Origin of the sequence: Sinorhizobium arboris LMG 14919, from assembly GCF_000427465.1 — a bacterium.
Classification (GTDB): domain Bacteria; phylum Pseudomonadota; class Alphaproteobacteria; order Rhizobiales; family Rhizobiaceae; genus Sinorhizobium; species Sinorhizobium arboris.
This window is the reverse complement of record NZ_ATYB01000009.1, coordinates 418,563-434,273: the sequence shown is the minus strand read 5'-3', so window position 1 is coordinate 434,273 and position 15,711 is coordinate 418,563. Positions and strand designations below refer to the sequence as shown.

General features: G+C 61.9%; 16 protein-coding genes and 1 pseudogene. 11 read left to right on the top strand and 6 right to left on the bottom strand.

All coding sequences use genetic code 11. The annotated features are described in order from the left end of the window. The first annotated feature begins 266 nt into the window (after positions 1-266). Together SINAR_RS0109850 and SINAR_RS0109845 are read left to right on the top strand one after the other, a co-directional pair. Positions 267-1,016, top strand: coding sequence for a carbonic anhydrase (locus SINAR_RS0109850; RefSeq protein WP_027998944.1), 750 nt, complete (start codon positions 267-269; stop codon positions 1,014-1,016). A gap of 151 nt (positions 1,017-1,167) precedes the next feature. Beyond that, on the top strand, positions 1,168-1,434 hold the full coding sequence (locus SINAR_RS0109845) for a DUF2277 domain-containing protein (protein ID WP_027998943.1): 267 nt from the start codon (positions 1,168-1,170) through the stop codon (positions 1,432-1,434). 24 nt (positions 1,435-1,458) lie between these two features. Here the strand turns inward: SINAR_RS0109845 and SINAR_RS0109840 are convergent, their stop codons facing one another. Then, complete coding sequence (locus SINAR_RS0109840) at positions 1,459-2,448, bottom strand: zinc-dependent alcohol dehydrogenase family protein (RefSeq protein ID WP_027998942.1); 990 nt, start codon at positions 2,446-2,448, stop codon at positions 1,459-1,461. A gap of 101 nt (positions 2,449-2,549) precedes the next feature. On the opposite strand from SINAR_RS0109840, the gene SINAR_RS0109835 reads away from it, so the two are divergent. Both SINAR_RS0109835 and recX read left to right on the top strand, forming a co-directional pair. Further along, the gene (locus SINAR_RS0109835; protein ID WP_027998941.1) at positions 2,550-3,449 is read left to right on the top strand and encodes a LysR family transcriptional regulator; all 900 of its coding nucleotides are present in this window, start codon (positions 2,550-2,552) and stop codon (positions 3,447-3,449) included. A gap of 159 nt (positions 3,450-3,608) precedes the next feature. Beyond that, entirely contained in the window at positions 3,609-4,151 is a 543-nt protein-coding gene (gene recX / locus SINAR_RS0109830; protein WP_027998940.1) for a recombination regulator RecX, read from the top strand. A gap of 198 nt (positions 4,152-4,349) precedes the next feature. Here recX and SINAR_RS0109825 read toward each other — a convergent pair whose 3' ends face one another. Beyond that, positions 4,350-5,630 (bottom strand): GGDEF domain-containing protein, encoded by a 1,281-nt coding sequence (locus tag SINAR_RS0109825; protein ID WP_027998939.1) that lies wholly within the window; start codon positions 5,628-5,630, stop codon positions 4,350-4,352. Between the two features lie 187 nt (positions 5,631-5,817). Then, positions 5,818-7,284, bottom strand: coding sequence for an MFS transporter (locus SINAR_RS0109820; protein WP_027998938.1), 1,467 nt, complete (start codon positions 7,282-7,284; stop codon positions 5,818-5,820). A 129-nt stretch (positions 7,285-7,413) separates the two neighbouring features. On the opposite strand from SINAR_RS0109820, the gene SINAR_RS0109815 reads away from it, so the two are divergent. Beyond that, the gene (locus SINAR_RS0109815) at positions 7,414-8,028 is read left to right on the top strand and encodes a TetR/AcrR family transcriptional regulator (RefSeq protein ID WP_027998937.1); all 615 of its coding nucleotides are present in this window, start codon (positions 7,414-7,416) and stop codon (positions 8,026-8,028) included. Positions 8,029-8,196: 168 nt separating this feature from the next. On the opposite strand, the gene SINAR_RS0109810 is transcribed toward SINAR_RS0109815, so the two are convergent. Beyond that, complete coding sequence (locus SINAR_RS0109810; protein WP_027998936.1) at positions 8,197-8,496, bottom strand: ArsR/SmtB family transcription factor; 300 nt, start codon at positions 8,494-8,496, stop codon at positions 8,197-8,199. Positions 8,497-8,547: 51 nt separating this feature from the next. Here SINAR_RS0109810 and SINAR_RS01000000133320 point away from each other — a divergent pair. The 3 genes and pseudogenes from SINAR_RS01000000133320 to SINAR_RS0109795 all read left to right on the top strand — a co-directional run bounded on the left by SINAR_RS01000000133320 (position 8,548) and on the right by SINAR_RS0109795 (position 11,297). Then, a pseudogene (locus SINAR_RS01000000133320) lies at positions 8,548-9,492 on the top strand (threonine/serine dehydratase). Between the two features lie 235 nt (positions 9,493-9,727). Then, entirely contained in the window at positions 9,728-10,507 is a 780-nt protein-coding gene (locus SINAR_RS0109800; RefSeq protein WP_027998935.1) for an aminoglycoside nucleotidyltransferase ANT9, read from the top strand. 142 nt (positions 10,508-10,649) lie between these two features. After that, positions 10,650-11,297 carry a glutathione S-transferase family protein gene (locus SINAR_RS0109795; RefSeq protein WP_027998934.1) on the top strand — a complete coding sequence of 216 codons (648 nt, stop codon included), beginning with the start codon at positions 10,650-10,652 and terminating at the stop codon, positions 11,295-11,297. Positions 11,298-11,328: 31 nt separating this feature from the next. Here SINAR_RS0109795 and SINAR_RS0109790 read toward each other — a convergent pair whose 3' ends face one another. Then, positions 11,329-12,501 carry an MFS transporter gene (locus SINAR_RS0109790; RefSeq protein ID WP_027998933.1) on the bottom strand — a complete coding sequence of 391 codons (1,173 nt, stop codon included), beginning with the start codon at positions 12,499-12,501 and terminating at the stop codon, positions 11,329-11,331. 48 nt (positions 12,502-12,549) lie between these two features. Here SINAR_RS0109790 and SINAR_RS0109785 point away from each other — a divergent pair, with 48 nt between their 5' ends. Together SINAR_RS0109785 and SINAR_RS01000000133315 are read left to right on the top strand one after the other, a co-directional pair. Next, positions 12,550-13,110 carry an Lrp/AsnC family transcriptional regulator gene (locus SINAR_RS0109785; RefSeq protein ID WP_027998932.1) on the top strand — a complete coding sequence of 187 codons (561 nt, stop codon included), beginning with the start codon at positions 12,550-12,552 and terminating at the stop codon, positions 13,108-13,110. A 115-nt stretch (positions 13,111-13,225) separates the two neighbouring features. Beyond that, a complete protein-coding gene (locus SINAR_RS01000000133315) occupies positions 13,226-13,987 on the top strand; it encodes a Stf0 family sulfotransferase (RefSeq protein ID WP_033057226.1) in 762 nt (253 codons plus the stop codon). A 167-nt stretch (positions 13,988-14,154) separates the two neighbouring features. Here SINAR_RS01000000133315 and ftrA read toward each other — a convergent pair whose 3' ends face one another. Then, positions 14,155-15,138, bottom strand: coding sequence for a transcriptional regulator FtrA (gene ftrA / locus SINAR_RS0109775; protein ID WP_027998931.1), 984 nt, complete (start codon positions 15,136-15,138; stop codon positions 14,155-14,157). Positions 15,139-15,250: 112 nt separating this feature from the next. Between ftrA and SINAR_RS0109770 the strand changes: the two genes are divergently transcribed. Then, on the top strand, positions 15,251-15,649 hold the full coding sequence (locus tag SINAR_RS0109770; protein ID WP_027998930.1) for a rhodanese-like domain-containing protein: 399 nt from the start codon (positions 15,251-15,253) through the stop codon (positions 15,647-15,649). Positions 15,650-15,711 lie beyond the last annotated feature (62 nt).

The window sequence follows — 15,711 nt, the reverse complement described above, 5'->3', positions numbered from 1 at the left end:
CATACGCTTCCTGCATTTGAGATGCGATGAGGCGCGGCTATGCGGCGTGGAGCAATTCAGCGGCTAAGGCGGAGTGCGGCTGCTGGTCGTGCTTTTCAGGTTGCACGAAGGAAAGCGGTTCTGAGGAGCCACGTCCCGTCAGAAGCGAAAAAATGGCCGCCGAGAAGATCCTGAAATTCCTCGTCCTGACAGCGAATGGACAGGTAAGGAGCCGCATCGAGTCCCCGCGAGTGCGTCCACTCGTGCTCATTTCGAAAGGTATATGAATGGAAAGGCGTAATTTCCTCAAAGGTTTGGCCCTGCTTGCCGCCTGCCCGCTTTGCGTCAAAACCGCCTACGCCGCAGAGGGCGTGCATTGGGGCTACGATGGCGAAGAGGGGCCCGAGCATTGGGGCTCTTTGGCGGCGGAGAACAGCGCCTGTTCGGCCGGATCGCAGCAATCGCCGATTGATATCCGCGGCGCGATCAAGGCCGATATTCCGGACCTTGCGGCGGACTGGAAAAGCGGTGGCACGATTCTCAACAATGGCCATACGATCCAGGTGAAGGCTGCGGGCGGTACGCTTCGTCGCGGCGACAAGACCTATGATCTGGTGCAGTACCATTTCCACGCCCCGAGCGAGCATTCCGTCGACGGCGGCAACTTTCCCATGGAAGCGCATTTCGTTCACAAGAGCGCGGAGACTGGCACGCTCGGCGTGCTCGGCGTCTTCCTGGTGCCCGGTGCGGCCAACTCAACCTTCGCAAACCTCGCAGCGAAGTTCCCACGCAAGCCCGGCGAAGAACTGCCGCTCGCCGCTGTTGATCCGAATGGCCTCTTGCCATCCTCGCTCAGGTATTGGACCTATGAGGGATCACTGACCACCCCTCCGTGCAGCGAGATCGTTGATTGGATGGTGGTCATGGAACCGGTCGAGGTGGATCCGGCAGACATCAAGAAATTCACCGCACTGTACTCGATGAACGCGCGTCCTGCGCTTGCCGGCAATCGCCGTTACGTCCTCAGTTCCAGTTGATCAACGGTCACGGGCAGCCAAGTATCTCGCCGTTGTGGGGGATCCCGGGCGCGGTTTGTCGCCGTGCCCGGCTTGACCGGTTGCAAATAGCGGTCACGCGACTACCTTCATCGGAGCCACCTCCCTTGGGAGAGATGACCGGGAGCAAGTCATGTGCCGAAACATAAAACCTCTGTTCAATTTCGATCCGCCGGCGACGGACGAGGAAATCCGCGACGCGGCGCTGCAGTTCGTGCGCAAGCTGAGCGGAACGACCAAACCGTCGAAACGCAATGAGGCCGCGTTCGAACGCGCCGTCGACTCGATCGCGGCATGCGCGCGCGACCTTCTGGATTCGCTGGAGACCTCACAGCCTCCACGCAATCGCGAGGAAGTGGCGGCGAAGGCGCGAGAGAGATCGGCGATGCGGTTCGCTTGATCGGGACGGAGTTCGCATTACCCGTCAGACAGTGACGACAATTTTGCCGAACTGTTCGTTGGACTCCAGAAAACGGTGAGCCTCGACGATCTGGTCGAACGGGAACGTCCTGGCGATGATGGGCCTCAAGGCGCCCGACTCCAGACCTTCCAGGATGAATGCCTTGGCAGGCTCAAGGCGCTCCGGATCGGCGAGCAGCTCATGGACCAGATAGCCGCGCAGCGTCAGCCCCTTGCTCAGCACGGCAAACAGCGGGAACGGAGTCTTCTCCGGGCTCAGCCCGCCATACTCGACAAGTATGCCGCCCGAGGCCATCGCGGCAGCCAGTGGCTCGAAGATCGGGCCGCCTACGGGATCAAACACGACGCGAATTCCCTGCTGCCCGGCAACTTTATTCAGCTGCGCCTCTAGGTCCCCCTCCATGGAGGCGATGACATGCGCCGCACCGGCCTCCAGCAGCCGTTGCCGCTTGGCGGAGGTCCGGGTCACCGCTATCGGAATGGCGCCGACCGTATTGGCAATCTGGATCGCGGCAAGCCCGACACTGCTCGATGCGGCGGTGATGGCGACAAAATCTCCCCTGCGGAGCCCTCCGATATCAACCAGCCCGCCATAAGCGGTGAGATACTGCATCCATACAGCAGCCGCTTCTTCCCAGCTTAGCGACGGCGGGTGCCTGACGAGGAGCGCAGCAGGAAATCTCGCAAGTTCTCCATAGGCGGGCCACCGGATCATCGATTTCGGCGGCAGCACGCTGACCGGATCGCCGGGCGCGAACCCTCGAACGCCCGGGCCGACCGCTTCGACAAGACCTGCTGCCTCGAGGCCAAGGCCCGAAGGAAATGTTGCCGTCTCGATATAGACACCGGAGCGCAGCAAAGCCTCGGCCCGGTTGAGGCCCAGCGCCTTGACGCGGATACGAACCTCCTCGGGGCCGGGCTCCGGGACACTCACATCCTCGATCCGCAGCACCTCCGGACCACCCAACTCGTGAAAGCGAACAACGCGCGCCATAGCAACACTCCAAAACAAATGCTTTGAATGACCTATGACAGCAGCTCCGAACTCGATAAATAGTCAGACAGGCAGCACAGTCGAAACGGTGAGTTTTTAATATGGATCGTCTGACCAGCATGGCTGTATTCGTCAAAGCGGTCGATCTCGGCTCCTTCGCCGCCGCGGCGGCGACGCTTGGTCTTTCCGGACCGATGGTCGGCAAGCATGTTCGGTCCTTAGAGGACCGACTTGGCGTGCAGCTTATCAACCGCACCACCCGACGACAGAGCCTCACGGAGTTCGGTTGCGTCTATTACGAGCGGTGCCGGGTGGTCCTCGCGGAAGCGCAAGCGGCGGATGCGCTTGCAGCCGATCAGCTTTCCGAGCCGCGCGGAAAGCTGCGTGTCACGATGCCGGTCCATTTCGGCCGCCATTGCGTCACTCCCGTGTTGCTGGAACTCGCCCGAAAGCATCCCACGCTGGAACTGGACCTCTCGTTCAACGATCGCATCATCGACCTTGCCGAAGATGGCTATGATCTCTCCATCCGCACGGGCGTATTGCAGGACAGAGCCGAATTGATAGCCCGACGCGTCGCACGCCAGCCGATGATTGTATGCGCCTCACCCGCCTATCTGGAATTGCATGGCTGCCCCGAGACCCCGGAGGATCTGGCGCAGCACTCGGCAGTCGTCTATCGCCGGTCCGGGCCGGTTCCGCCCTGGCTTTTCCCAAGGCGGGGACAGTCCCCGGTGGAGGTGATGCCGCTCCATCGGTTCCGTTTGGACGATTTGGATGCGATCGCGGATGCCGCCGTACGAGGGATGGGCGTTGCATGGCTTCCGTACTGGCTGGTGCGGGGGCGGATCGAGGCGGGCACGCTCGTCCGGCTTCTGCCGGAGCAACCGCCGTTTCTATATGATTGCCATGCATTGTGGCTGCAGACGCCGCACCTGCCCCTCAAAGTTCGTGTAGCCGTCGACGCCTTGGCGACTCAACTGCCGGGTTTCATGTCATGATCTGCAATGGAGGGGCAGTTATCCGGGGATTCCAAAATACAGACTTCAAGGCGCTGAACATCGCATGGAAAACGATTGAAATGACGGAGAACCGTTGCACAACGGAAGGTTCACATCCAGTGAACGAACTGGAGGTGTAGGTTGGACTTCGACGAAGAGATGGAGCAATCCGGCACGCCGACACCGCGCATGCTCTCCTGGGCGCGCAATTCGGCAATCTATCGCCTCGAGCGACGGATGCACACCGAGAAGCAGCTCTTCGACGCCATATCGCGAGGGGCCCGCCAGAAATTCGGCACGATCAGCGAAGAGCAGGTCAAGGCGCTGGCCGACTCCGCCGTGAAGTTCGCCTACGACAACAAGGCGCTCGACGACACGGCCTATGCGGAAATCAACACCCGTTCGGGCATGCGCGCCGGCAAGTCCAAGCGGGCAATCGCGCAGAAGCTCTCGCGGCGGGGCGTTGCCAGAAGCACGGTCAGGACCGCCGTTGCCGCGGCAGACGATCTGTACGCCGCACTCGTCCTTGCCCGGAAGCGTGCTTTCGGGCCCTTTCGCAAGGGTGAACTCGACGACAAACGGAAGGCAAAGGAGCTTTCCGCCTTTGCAAGGGCCGGCTTTGGCTTCGACATCGGCAAAAAGGTTTTCGAGATGTCGATCGACGATGCCGAAGAAGCGTTGGCCGCGGGTCGCTATCTCTAGAGCACTTCCAGTCTGTAACGGTTTTTCGTCTCTGGAGAACGCGTCGTGTCGGAAAGTCGGAGGGTTTCGGTGAGCTCGCTGTTTCTATAACGAACGCTCAAGCCGTCAAAGCGGGCCGCCGGCCCCGATCGGGCGACCTCGAAGCCGGAGCCGGGCAGGATCAACAACGCGCAACAGAGGCCAGTCGCAAGGCCAGAGCTATGAGGTCGACAGGTCCGGCTGATAGAGTGCCACGCGGTTGCGGCCGGCTTGCTTGGCCAGGTACAGTGCCGCATCAGCCCGGTTCTGAAGCGTCTCCGGCGCCAGGATCTCTTCACCTTGCGCCTGCGCCGCCACGCCAATGCTGAGGGTAACGTAAGGCGCTACACGCGATGCGGGATTCGGAAGGGAGGCGGCTTCGACACTCGCCCTAATTCGTTCCGCCGTAGCCAGCGCTGCTCCTTCATCTGCGCCGGGAAGCACGACGAGGAACTCCTCACCGCCGTAGCGGGCGACATGGTCGCGATTTCGCCTGACGCTGCTCTGAATGATGCCGGCAACTTTCACGAGGCAACGATCGCCCTCGGCGTGCCCAAGGCGATCGTTCAGGTTCTTGAAATCGTCGATGTCACACATCAGCATGGCGGTGCCGGGCCGGCGCTCGGCGCCTGTGCTCCAGAGACGGTTAAGGGTTTCCATCATCCAGCGTCTGTTGGCGATACCGGTCAGAGGATCGGTCTTCGCGAGGCGCTCGAGGCGGGCATTGGCGTCGGCAAGCTGCGCGACCCTCCGCATGTCGCGAAGCTCAAGAAGGAAGGTCTTTTGAGCCAGGATCGTGATCGTGCGCCGGGCAACGACAGTTGCGATAATGCCGCCGGCAAAGAACAGCGTTCCGGCCACGGCGCTGCCCCTGTTCAGGATCGGATTCTGCAACTGAAAAAGCAGATAAAGGGCAAGCGCGAAAGAGGCGATCGTCACCGTCCAAGCCAGAGGCACGGCGAAGATAATGATAGCGGTGATGGCGACGAACAGCATGATGTTCAGGTGCCGCTCATAGAACTCGCCGCCCGCGCTCACGCCCACCAGCGCGACCGACAAAAGAATGAGGAACAGGCCCGCAAGCAGTGACATCCTTTGAAGCCAGACGCCGCGCGGTTTTCGCCAGACGAAGGCGGTAGCCAGGGCTGCGGGCGGGAGAATGCAGGCCGGCGGAATCATCGACAGCGTTACGGCTTTCGGAAGCAGGATCGCATTGAGACCCAGCGTCAGGACGTCCAGCAAGGTCACCCATACCATCCACGCGCGAATGATCTTGGCCGTCCGTGACCACGAACGCTCCCGGAACAGGCGACCAAGCTCCCCACGGAGACGGATGTCACGCGTGCGGCCCGCGAGAAGACGCTCGACTTCGGCCATGACAGCCGGGTTGCGCGGCTGAAACCGGGCCTCCGGGGAGGCGCCCGCGCGACTGGCAGCAACTGCGCTTTCCTGAAGCTCCATCCTTGCCCATCTAGGGGAGCACCTCCCGCTGGCAAGATCATCGGTGCATGAACTCGCGAGTTGTATTTCATCATGCCACTCAGGCACCTCCTTCCAGGCAGATCCAATGCTGGCGCATGGCGAGCCAGTGGAAGGGAGGAGCCGTCTGAAGCGCAGGCCGCACCTGCATGCGCCATATGGGGAGAAGTTATTCCGGCAACTTGCTCGGCAGCCAGACCCAGGCGATGACACCGACGGCGAGCGTCAGCAGACCGCCGGTGCCTAACGCGACATGCATGCCCGTGAGGAACGCTTCCTGCGCCTGAATTAAAACGTGAGATGCAAGCCCGGGCTGATCCAGCGTTTCGTCGAGCGTCCCCGCTACACCGGGACCAAATAGCCGGAAGTTCAACGTGGCCAACGATCCGAGCACGGAAATACCCAGCGCATTGCCCAGTTCGTTGCTGGTCTCTGCTATCGAACCCGCCGCGCCCGCCCGGTTCGCAGGAACCGCAGACACCGCGATATCGGCTACGAGGCTGAAGGACAGCCCATATCCGATGCCGGCGATCATGGTCGAGGCGATGAAGGCCGCAATGCCTGTCTCGGGCGTCGTGAACAACAGCAGGAAGACGCCGGCGCCGATCAGCAGATGCGTCGCCACGAGTGCGGTCTTGCGACCGATCCGTTCCACTATGCGGGCGGTGGCCACGCAGGTCGCCGTCAGCACGATCGCGCCCGGTAGCGTCAGCAGCGCGGCAGTGAAGACATCGATGCCCAGCACCGATTGCAGATAGATGCCTGACAAATATCCGGCAGCAGACCATACGACCAGCGACAGAAGACCGGTCAGGATTGCGATTGAGAAGATGCGGTCGCGGAAGAGGCGCAGGTCAAGCAGCGGATGCTCAAGCCCTGTCTGCCGGCGAAGGAACAACGCCAGCGCCAAGGTGCCGGCGGCCCCTGCAGTAATTTGCATTGGAGTAAACCCGTAGGCGGCCGCATTCTTGAGTGCGTAAGTGACCAACAGGATGCCGACAAAAGACAGCACGAGGCTCGCTATGTCGATACTGCCATGGAGGGTGGAGCGCACCTCCCGCAAAAGGATCGGTGCGGCAATCACGAAGGCGATCACGACGGGGATATTGATCAGAAACACCACGCCCCACACGAACTGCCGCAGCAGCATGCCGCCGATGAGGGGCCCGATCGCAAACCCGGCTGCAAAAGTGGCCGCAAAGAGACCGATCGCCTGAGCGCGCAGCCGCGAATCGGGGAACAGAGCGCTGACGATCGCCAAGCCGGAAGGCAATAATGTCGCGCCACCCAAGCCCATCAGGGCGCGCGAGGCGATCAGGTGCTCGGGCGTTTGCGAATAGGCCGCGCCGAGCGATCCTGCGCCGAAGACCAGCGCACCGGCCATGATAAGTTTCAGCCGGCCGTAGCGGTCGCCGATATTGCCGAAGACAATCAGCAGCGATCCGACCACGAAACCGTAGATGTCCAGGATCCAGAGCGCCTGATCGGCGGTCGGCATGAGGGCTGAGGTCACGCGCGGCATGGCCAGGTAAAGGATCGATCCGTCCATGGCGACGAGCAGGACCAGGGGCAAAATGGCCATTAGCCCCAGCCATGCAGTTCGGTCGACGGAGCGTGGAAGTGATGTATCGGTCATGGGCACAAATCCTCTGCGAACGGCAGGCGAGGGCATGCCGTTTCGGCCGCTGGCAAGAGTGCCGGCGGATGGTTGCGATTGAAGGGCTGCTGCTATATACTTTAGGTAAGTTACTTTTGGTATATAGCGATGTCAAGTACGCCGGAGAAATGGCAGCCCCCCACGAAACGCATCCGTCTCAGTCGTGAGCAGCGGCGGCAGCAGCTCCTTGACGTAGCGTGGCGGCTTGTGCGGGAGGAAGGCTCGGATGCCCTGACGCTGCCGAGACTCTCGGAAGAGGCTGCCGTCGCCAAGCCGGTCGTTTACGACCATTTCGGCACACGCAATGGCCTGCTAATAGCTCTCTATCGGGATTTTGACGCGCGGCAGACGGCAATGATCGACGCCGCACTTGAGGGAAGCAGTCCAACGCTCGAAGGCAAAGCCGGGGTCATCGCAACCTCCTACGTCGACTGTGTGCTCGCGCAGGGCCGGGAAATGCCCGGCGTGCTCGCAGCCCTTGCGGGCTCCCCTGAGCTCGAGGCGGTAAAGAGAGATTATCAACTGGCTTTCATCGAGAAGTGCCGGAAGGCACTGGCGGCTTTTGTGGGACGGCGCGGCATCGGACCGGCCGGCTTTTGGGCTATGCTCGGCGCCGCCAACGCCCTGTCAGATGCCGCCGCTACGGGAGAAATCACGGCTGAACAGGCGCAAGACGAGCTGTTTGAGACGATCGTCGCGATGATCAACCGAAGCCATCGTTGATCATCCCCCCGACAGCGGAAGCCCGAGCCTCACCAGTCACTCGTCGGCCAGGGCGTTCAACGCTCTGAGAGGGTTGTCTCCACCCCCTCAAGTTCAAGTTCACGCCACGATCGGTTGCGGATATAGCAGCGCAGCGACAGTGCGGCACGGATCAGGATCCCGCAACGGCTATAGTTCCTGCAGCAGCCTCTTAAGCGCGATGATCCGCTCTTCATCCCGCTTGTAGAATATCCATTGCTTAATCCGCTTTGGGCGCACCAGCCCGGCCTGAGAAAGGACGCGCATATGTTCGCTGAGAGTGGGCGGGGAAAGGCCGAGTTTCTCAGCGATCAGAACCGCGCAGACGCCATCCTCGACAAGATCGCCGTCGGTCTGGGGTGGAAAGTGAGCCCGCGGGTCCTTGAGCCAGTCGAGAATCTGGAGCCGCTTCTCGTTTGCGAGTGCCTTGATAGTGTCGATCTCTTGCATTTCGTTAGTTTGCAAAGTAACTAATTAAAGTCAATGCCGGAGGAGCAACCGATGAAGGTAGAGATGCCGATCACCGCCGAGCGCATCCGTGACACGGAAGCGCTGATCCGCCCTCATATCCGGCATACACCGGTCCTTCACGTCGACATGATGGACTTTGGTCGCACGTCTTTGCCGGTCGCGCTCAAGCTCGAATGTTTCCAGTATACCGGATCGTTCAAGGTGCGTGGCGCCTTCGCCAATCTCATTAACAGAGCTGTTCCGGAGGCTGGCGTGGTGGCCGCTTCGGGCGGCAATCACGGCGCTGCGGTCGCCTATGCCGCAAAACGCCTGGGAATTCCCGCCACGATTTTCGTGCCGACGGTCACCTCGCCGGCCAAGGCAGAGCGTATCCGCAGCTACGGAGCAAAGCTGATGATTGCGGGAGATCGCTATGCTGATGCGCTGGCGGCGAGCGAGGCGTTCTCCACCGAGAAAGGAGCGCTGGCAATCCATGCCTATGACCAGATCGAAACACTGATCGGCCAGGGCACGCTCGGGCTCGAAATAGAGCAAGACCTGCCCGATATCGATACGGTGCTGGTTGCAGTGGGCGGCGGCGGCCTGATCGGCGGCATCGCCGGCTGGTTTGCCGGCCGGACAAGAATTGTCGCCGTCGAGCCCGAAGGATCGCCGACGCTTCATATGGCGCTCGAGGCGGGGCACCCGGTCGATGCGCCCGCCGAAGGGATCGCGGCTGACTCGCTGGCTCCGCGACAGGTCGGCGGACTGATGTTTCCTATCGCGCAGGCCTTTATCGAGCACTCGCTCCTCGTGACCGACGAGGAAATAAAGCTGGCGCAGGCGTCGCTGTGGGAAGCGGCGCGGATTGCCGTGGAACCGGGCGGTGCGGCGGCGTTGGCTGCATTTTAGGCCGGAAGATATGTGCCTGCGTCGGGCGAGCGTGTTGCGGTGCTCGTCTGCGGCGCCAATACGTCGGCGGTACGGTTCGGCTGAGGACCAGCGCCCGATCGTGCGGCTGACGCCCGGATGACCACCGGAAGGCTGTTGCCCCCGAAGTTCAAGATGGCGTGAAGATCACTTCGCCATTCAATGACCACCATGTTCGCACCCCCGCCGTCCATCGGCATTCTCTACCGCTTGAAAGTCTGCATTGCACCCATGCTGCCTTGCATCAGTTCAACAGCTTGATACCTTCCACGCCATATTCGCGACACAGCCGAGCGGTGCAATGCGGACAGACGGACCAAAGCAGATCGGCCAGGCGCTGGCAGCAGCGGAGACCATCCGCAGCATCCTTCAGGATGCACTCCTTGCCGTTTATCTGCATGGATCGGCCGTTTCAGGTGGTTTGCGACCGCAGAGCGACGTCGATCTCCTCGCCATTGTCGACGTCCCCATTTCCGACGACGAACGTCGAGATCTTCTGGCGGCTTTGCTGCGGATATCCGGTCGCCACCCCCGCCCGGCTGGCGCTCCCCGATGCATAGAGCTCATGGTGTTTCGGCGGGCGGACATCGCCGCACCGTGTTTTCCGGTTCGGGCCGAATTCATCTACGGCGAATGGTTGCGGGACGCCTATGAATCCGGAGAACTCCCGGCACCTGTCATCGAGCCGGAAAACACGCTGGTGCTGGCCCAGGCCCGACAAGAAGCCGTTTCACTGTTCGGCCCCGATGCAAGGGAGCTTCTGCCTTCTGTTCCGCCGCAACAGATCCGCCGCGCCATGCGCGATGCGCTCCCTTCATTGATCGACAGTCTGCATGGGGACGAGCGGAACGTCCTGCTGACTCTGGCGCGGATGTGGCGTACATCGGCAACCGGGGACTTCATCACCAAGGATGCTGCAGCGAGCTGGGCAGCGACCCGGATGCCGCGCGAGCAAGCCGACACGCTGATCTACGCGCGTGAGGCGTATATGGGCAAGGTAAATGACGACTGGGAAAATCGGCGCAATGCCTCGGCGCAAACGGCAGCCTTCCTGCGCCAACGGGTGTCAGAGCTCCTATGACGCTGTTGATCGGCAGCTGCCCGGAAGCCTCTTCCGCTTTGCGGCAGCGGCGCGAAGCTGCAGTTGAGCCCATCCCGGGCATGGGTGTCGGAATCCCATTGGGCCGGTCGTCTTCAAGACGGACAAGCCATGGAGAAAAACGATGACTATCACGATCACCGCCTTTGAACGATCGCCCGATGCCGGCAAGGGTCTGGCGCGCGACATGCGTCTTCGCTGGGCGCTCGAAGAAGTGGGCCAGAGCTACGACGTTCGTCTTCTTTCGTTCAAAGCGATGAAGGAACCCGCGCATCTCGCGCTTCAGCCTTTCGGGCAGATTCCGACCTATGAAGAAGGCGATCTCGCCCTGTTCGAGTCCGGCGCGATCGTGCTCCATATCGCGGAGCGCCATGCGGGCCTTCTGCCAGACGACGCGAATGCCCGGGCGCGCGCGATCGCATGGATGTTCGCCGCGCTCAACACGATCGAGCCACCGATCGTTGATCGCGAAATCGCCAGGTACCAGGAGGGCGAGGAGACCTGGTACGAGCAGCGCCTGCCCTTAGTCGACGAGCGCATCCGCAAACGGTTGAGCGTACTTTCTGGCCGTCTCGGCGATGCCGATTGGCTGGACGGGGAGTTCAGCGCCGGTGATCTTCTGATGGTGTCGGTACTGCTCAGGTCGAGGGGATCGGGTATACTGGACGAATATCCGAACCTCTCCGCCTATGTCGGGCGCGGCGAAGCGCGGCCGGCTTACAAGCGTGCTTTCGACGCTCAGCTGGCGGTGTTCACCGCATCGGCAGGGTGACGATGGTCGCCTTGGTGCGGACCAAGCCCTTCTAGCGGGGCGCGAGCGCCGCGGAGAAAACTGCCGTGAGCATCAATCCGGCCGCGGCAACCGGCAGCGCGGAGAAACCCGCCGCGGCATAGACTTCGCCAAAGCCGATCGTGCCCGCGAAGAGGGCGAGATAGGTGACACCGCTGTTCAGCCCCATGATGGCCCCGCGTCTGGCAGGGTCGAGCGCAGTGAGCCGCATGATCAGCACGTTCAGCCCAAAATGGTTGGCGAGGCCCCAGAGGAAAACGACGCCCAGCATGGCCGTGTAGGAGCCGCTCGCTGCCGACATGGAGACATAAACGCCGGCGACGGCGAGGAATATCACCGGCAACAGTCTGCTCGCGCCGAAGCGGTCGATCAGGCGGTCGAGGAAGGCCGCGGCGCCGAAGCCGAGACCGTAGGAGGCTGCAACAAGGCCGTTGGCACTTACCGGCAGCCCAAGCGCTGCATGGAGGTGGTCGCCGATATAGCCGTAGACGCCATAGAATGCCGCCATGAAGGCCGCGCATGCGGCCAGAAGGGGCACGACCCCACCTACGCCGAGTACCGCAAACGGCGAAGTCGCCTTGCCCTTCGATACTTCCTGCACTGCCGCGAACCTGACTGCAGCGCAGGCGATCAACGTTGCGGCTGCGACAACCGCGTAAACCATCCGCCAGCCGGCGAAATCGGCGATCGCCGCCGAGAGCGGAACCCCAGCAACCATGCTCAGGGTCCAGCCGGTCAGCACCAGACCGATCGTCTCGCTCTCGCGTCCCGCCGGGGCGACGGTCGCGGCAAGGGTGTAGATGGCCGGAAGCGCGATGCCCGCGGCGATGCCGACGAGGAGTTGAGCGGAGACCAGGAACGGCAGCGCCGGCGCGGCAGCGCTCCCGCCGAGCCCGATGGCAAGGACCAGCAGCGCAGCCGCAAGCATGCGCCCCGCGCCATAACGGTCGATGAGACGTCCGAGAAAGACAGCACTCGCTGCCGTGCCCAGACCGAAGGCAGCCGATGCCGTCATCGCGGCCGGAGCATCGACGCCGAGGCTGCGCGCCACTTCGGGTGCAATCGGGCCGAGCGCCAGCGAGTTCGAGCCGATGACGCCGATACAGGCGGTAAGCACAAAGGCCACAGGGGGAATGCGTGCCCTCTCGACGGATAGGCTGGAAATGGATTGATTGATGTTCGTCATTTCTCCATACTTGCAGAACGTTGTTCGGCAACAAGGGGAAATATTGGAATGGACCAAAATACAGATGAAGTTCGGCGGAAGCGGCAGCCCGAGCGTGACCTCGACGCCATGGACCGAAAGCTATTAGGCGTCCTGGTCGAGGACGCGACGACAAGCTATGCCGAACTCGGCGACCGCGTCGGACTTTCGCCGCCGGCCGCGCATGAGCGCGTAAAGCGGTTGAGGCGCTCCGGCGCAATCCGTCGTGTGGCGGCGCTGATCGACCCGGAAGCGGTCGGAAAGACGCTGCTAGCCTTCGTGCATGTCGACACCACCGGCTGGGGCAAGACGCCGGCACTGCTTGCGATCGAGCAGCATCCGGAAGTCGAGGAGATACACTCGGTCGCCGGCGACACCTGCATGCTGCTCAAGGTCCGGACCGAAAGCACCCATGCGCTGGAAGGATTGCTGGCGCGCCTCTACGACACGCCTGGCGTCAAGGCGACGCGCAGCTACGTCGTCCTTTCAACCTATCTGGAGCGACCGGTGCAACCGGCCACCACAAGCGAATGGCCGACTCCGGGTAAGAATGCCCGCGAGGGGAGCGACGCGTTCAAGAACCGGAACTGACGGGCGGGAGCACCTTGTCGGGCTCATTCGGCCATAGACGATCCCGAAGCGGTCACGCCGCTGCAACGTGGAGCTGGTAAAGCCCTGAACCCTCTAGTCGTTCTCTGGAACAGCCATGTCTGAATTCGACACCTATGTCATCTGCACGTCCCCGCGTAGCGGCGGCACACTGTTGTGCAAACTCTTGGCCGCGACCGGCGTCTCCGGAAATCCGGGATCTTACTTTCACCGTGCCTCGGTCTCAGAATGGCTGGACTACTTTGCCCTGACCTCAGACGGCTCGACATCGGAACGCAATACTCTGGCTGCGATATTTCGGGCGGCTATCGCGAAGGGAAGTCTCGATACCGGTATATTTGGCCTGCGGTTACAAAGACATAGCTTTGAATTCTTTGCCCAGAAGCTAGCGGTGCTGCACCCAGAGCCGGCGAGTGACCTGGAGCGTTTCGAAACCGCCTTCGGTCGAACGCTCTTCATTCATCTGACCCGGCTCGACAAGGTTCAACAGGCGGTTTCGATTGTTAAGGCGGAGCAAACCGGACTGTGGCACTTGGCACCGGACGGAACAGTGCTGGAACGCCTCGCACCGTCACTCGAACCCGGCTACGATGCGAACGAAATTCGAACCCACTACGATAGATTTACCGCATACGATCGTGAGTGGAGACATTGGTTTGCTTCGCAGGGAATTGAGCCGCTTCAGATCACTTATGAGACGCTCTCTTCCGATCCCATCGAAACGCTGCGGGAGATACTGGGCCACCTCGGCTTGAATCGCGATGCCGCAAATGACGTGGAGCCCGGTGTCGCAAAGCTGGCCGATGAGACGAGTCGAGACTGGGTGGCACGTTTCCGTTCGGACCACGGTTTCGCTTGACCGCTCCCTCTTTGGATGGCGGCACCGGCGGTCTTTTCGCAGAAATCAGGAAGCTTGCAACGGAGTGTCCGCGCGTTCCGGACGGCCAGTAAAGTGTCGTCCGATGGTCCGCTTCCAGTTCGTCGTCCACTTTTCGCATCTCGTCCTTGTCGCTGGGCGACTGCGGGTTATGCCAGTTCCGAGACACCGACGGGCATGAAGCGGGACCTATATTCGGTCGGAGTAAGGCCGGCCTTCCGGCGGAAATGATGGCGGAGCGCATGGGCCGAGCCGAAGCCTACGGCTGCGGAAATGGTCTCGATGCTAAGGAGACGTTCGCACAAAAGGTCCTTGGCGGCCTCGATCCGCTCTTCGATCAGCCAGTCCCCTGGACTGCGGCCGGTTGCCTCGTGGAAGCGGCGCAAGAAAGTTCGCAAGCTCATTTTGCATTCACGGGCCATGACATCTGTCGTCCAGTTCCGCTCGAGATTCTCGCGCATCCGGTCCAGCAGCGGTGCGATCTCTCCGCCCGGCTGAACGGGAACGGGACGTTCCAGAAACTGCGCCTGCCCGCCCGTGCGATGCGCGGGCACCACCAGCCGCCGTGCAACCGCATTCGCCGCCTCGGGACCGAAATCCCGCCGCACGATATCGATCAGCAGATCGATCCCGGCGGCGCTGCCCGCAGAGGTGAATACCCGGTCATGGCTGCGGTAGAGCGAGGTCGCATCGACCCGCACCTTCGGAAAACGGGCTTGCAATGCTCCTGCGTAGCGCCAGTGAGTGGCGGCGGTGCCGCCGTCGAGTAGCCCGGTTGCCGCCAACACGAATGCCCCCGAGCAGATCGACAGGAGCCGCGCGCCGCGCGCATAGGCGGCGCGAAGCTGATCGCAAAGCGTCTCCGGCACGGGAACTTGAACTCCCTTCCAGCCCGGCACAACGACGATATCCGCCTCGGCGATCAGTTCCGGCCCATGGTCGGGCTGAAGCACAAAGCCGCCATGGGCGCGCAGGGGACCCTCTTCGACCGCGCAACTGGCGAAGCGATACCAACCCGGCCCCATCTCCGGCCGGTGAAGGCCGAAAACCTCCGCCACGATGCCGAACTCAAAGGTGCACAGCCCATCATAGAGCAGCGCTACGGCCAGGGGTCCGGTGGTTTGACTTGACATGGAGGTTCCGACGCAGTTGGCATGATATTTACGTATATTGTCATTTACGCCAATTGCAACACGGCGGTCGGGGCGGCCATATCCCGGCGTGACCTTGCAACTGGAGCCGAAAATGAAATCCGCCGTCACTGAGACTTCCGCCGCCCCGAGCGACGTCGCCCGTCAGCACTTTGCTGCCGAATTCACCTTTGAGACCGACTGCTGGGACGTCCATGACGCCCTGTCCAAGGGCGCAGATTTCGTCCTCCTGGACGTCCGCAGTCCCCAGATGTTCGCTAGAGGGCATGTTCCCGGGGCCATCAACCTGCCGCATGGAAAGATGGTTCGTTCGAAGTTGGCAGCCTGGCCCGATGATACGCTGTTCGTCACATATTGCGCGGGGCCGCATTGCAACGGAGCGGCTCGTGGTGCGCTGCGTCTTGCGGAACTTGGCCGCCCGGTGAAAATCATGGCCGGCGGCATCACCGGCTGGCTGGACGAAGGTTTTGAGCTTGCTGTGGACGGGGTCTGAGCAGGGGCACCCGTTGCGGGTCGACGCCGCGCACCGCCATAGGGGGATCGGCCGTGCGAAAC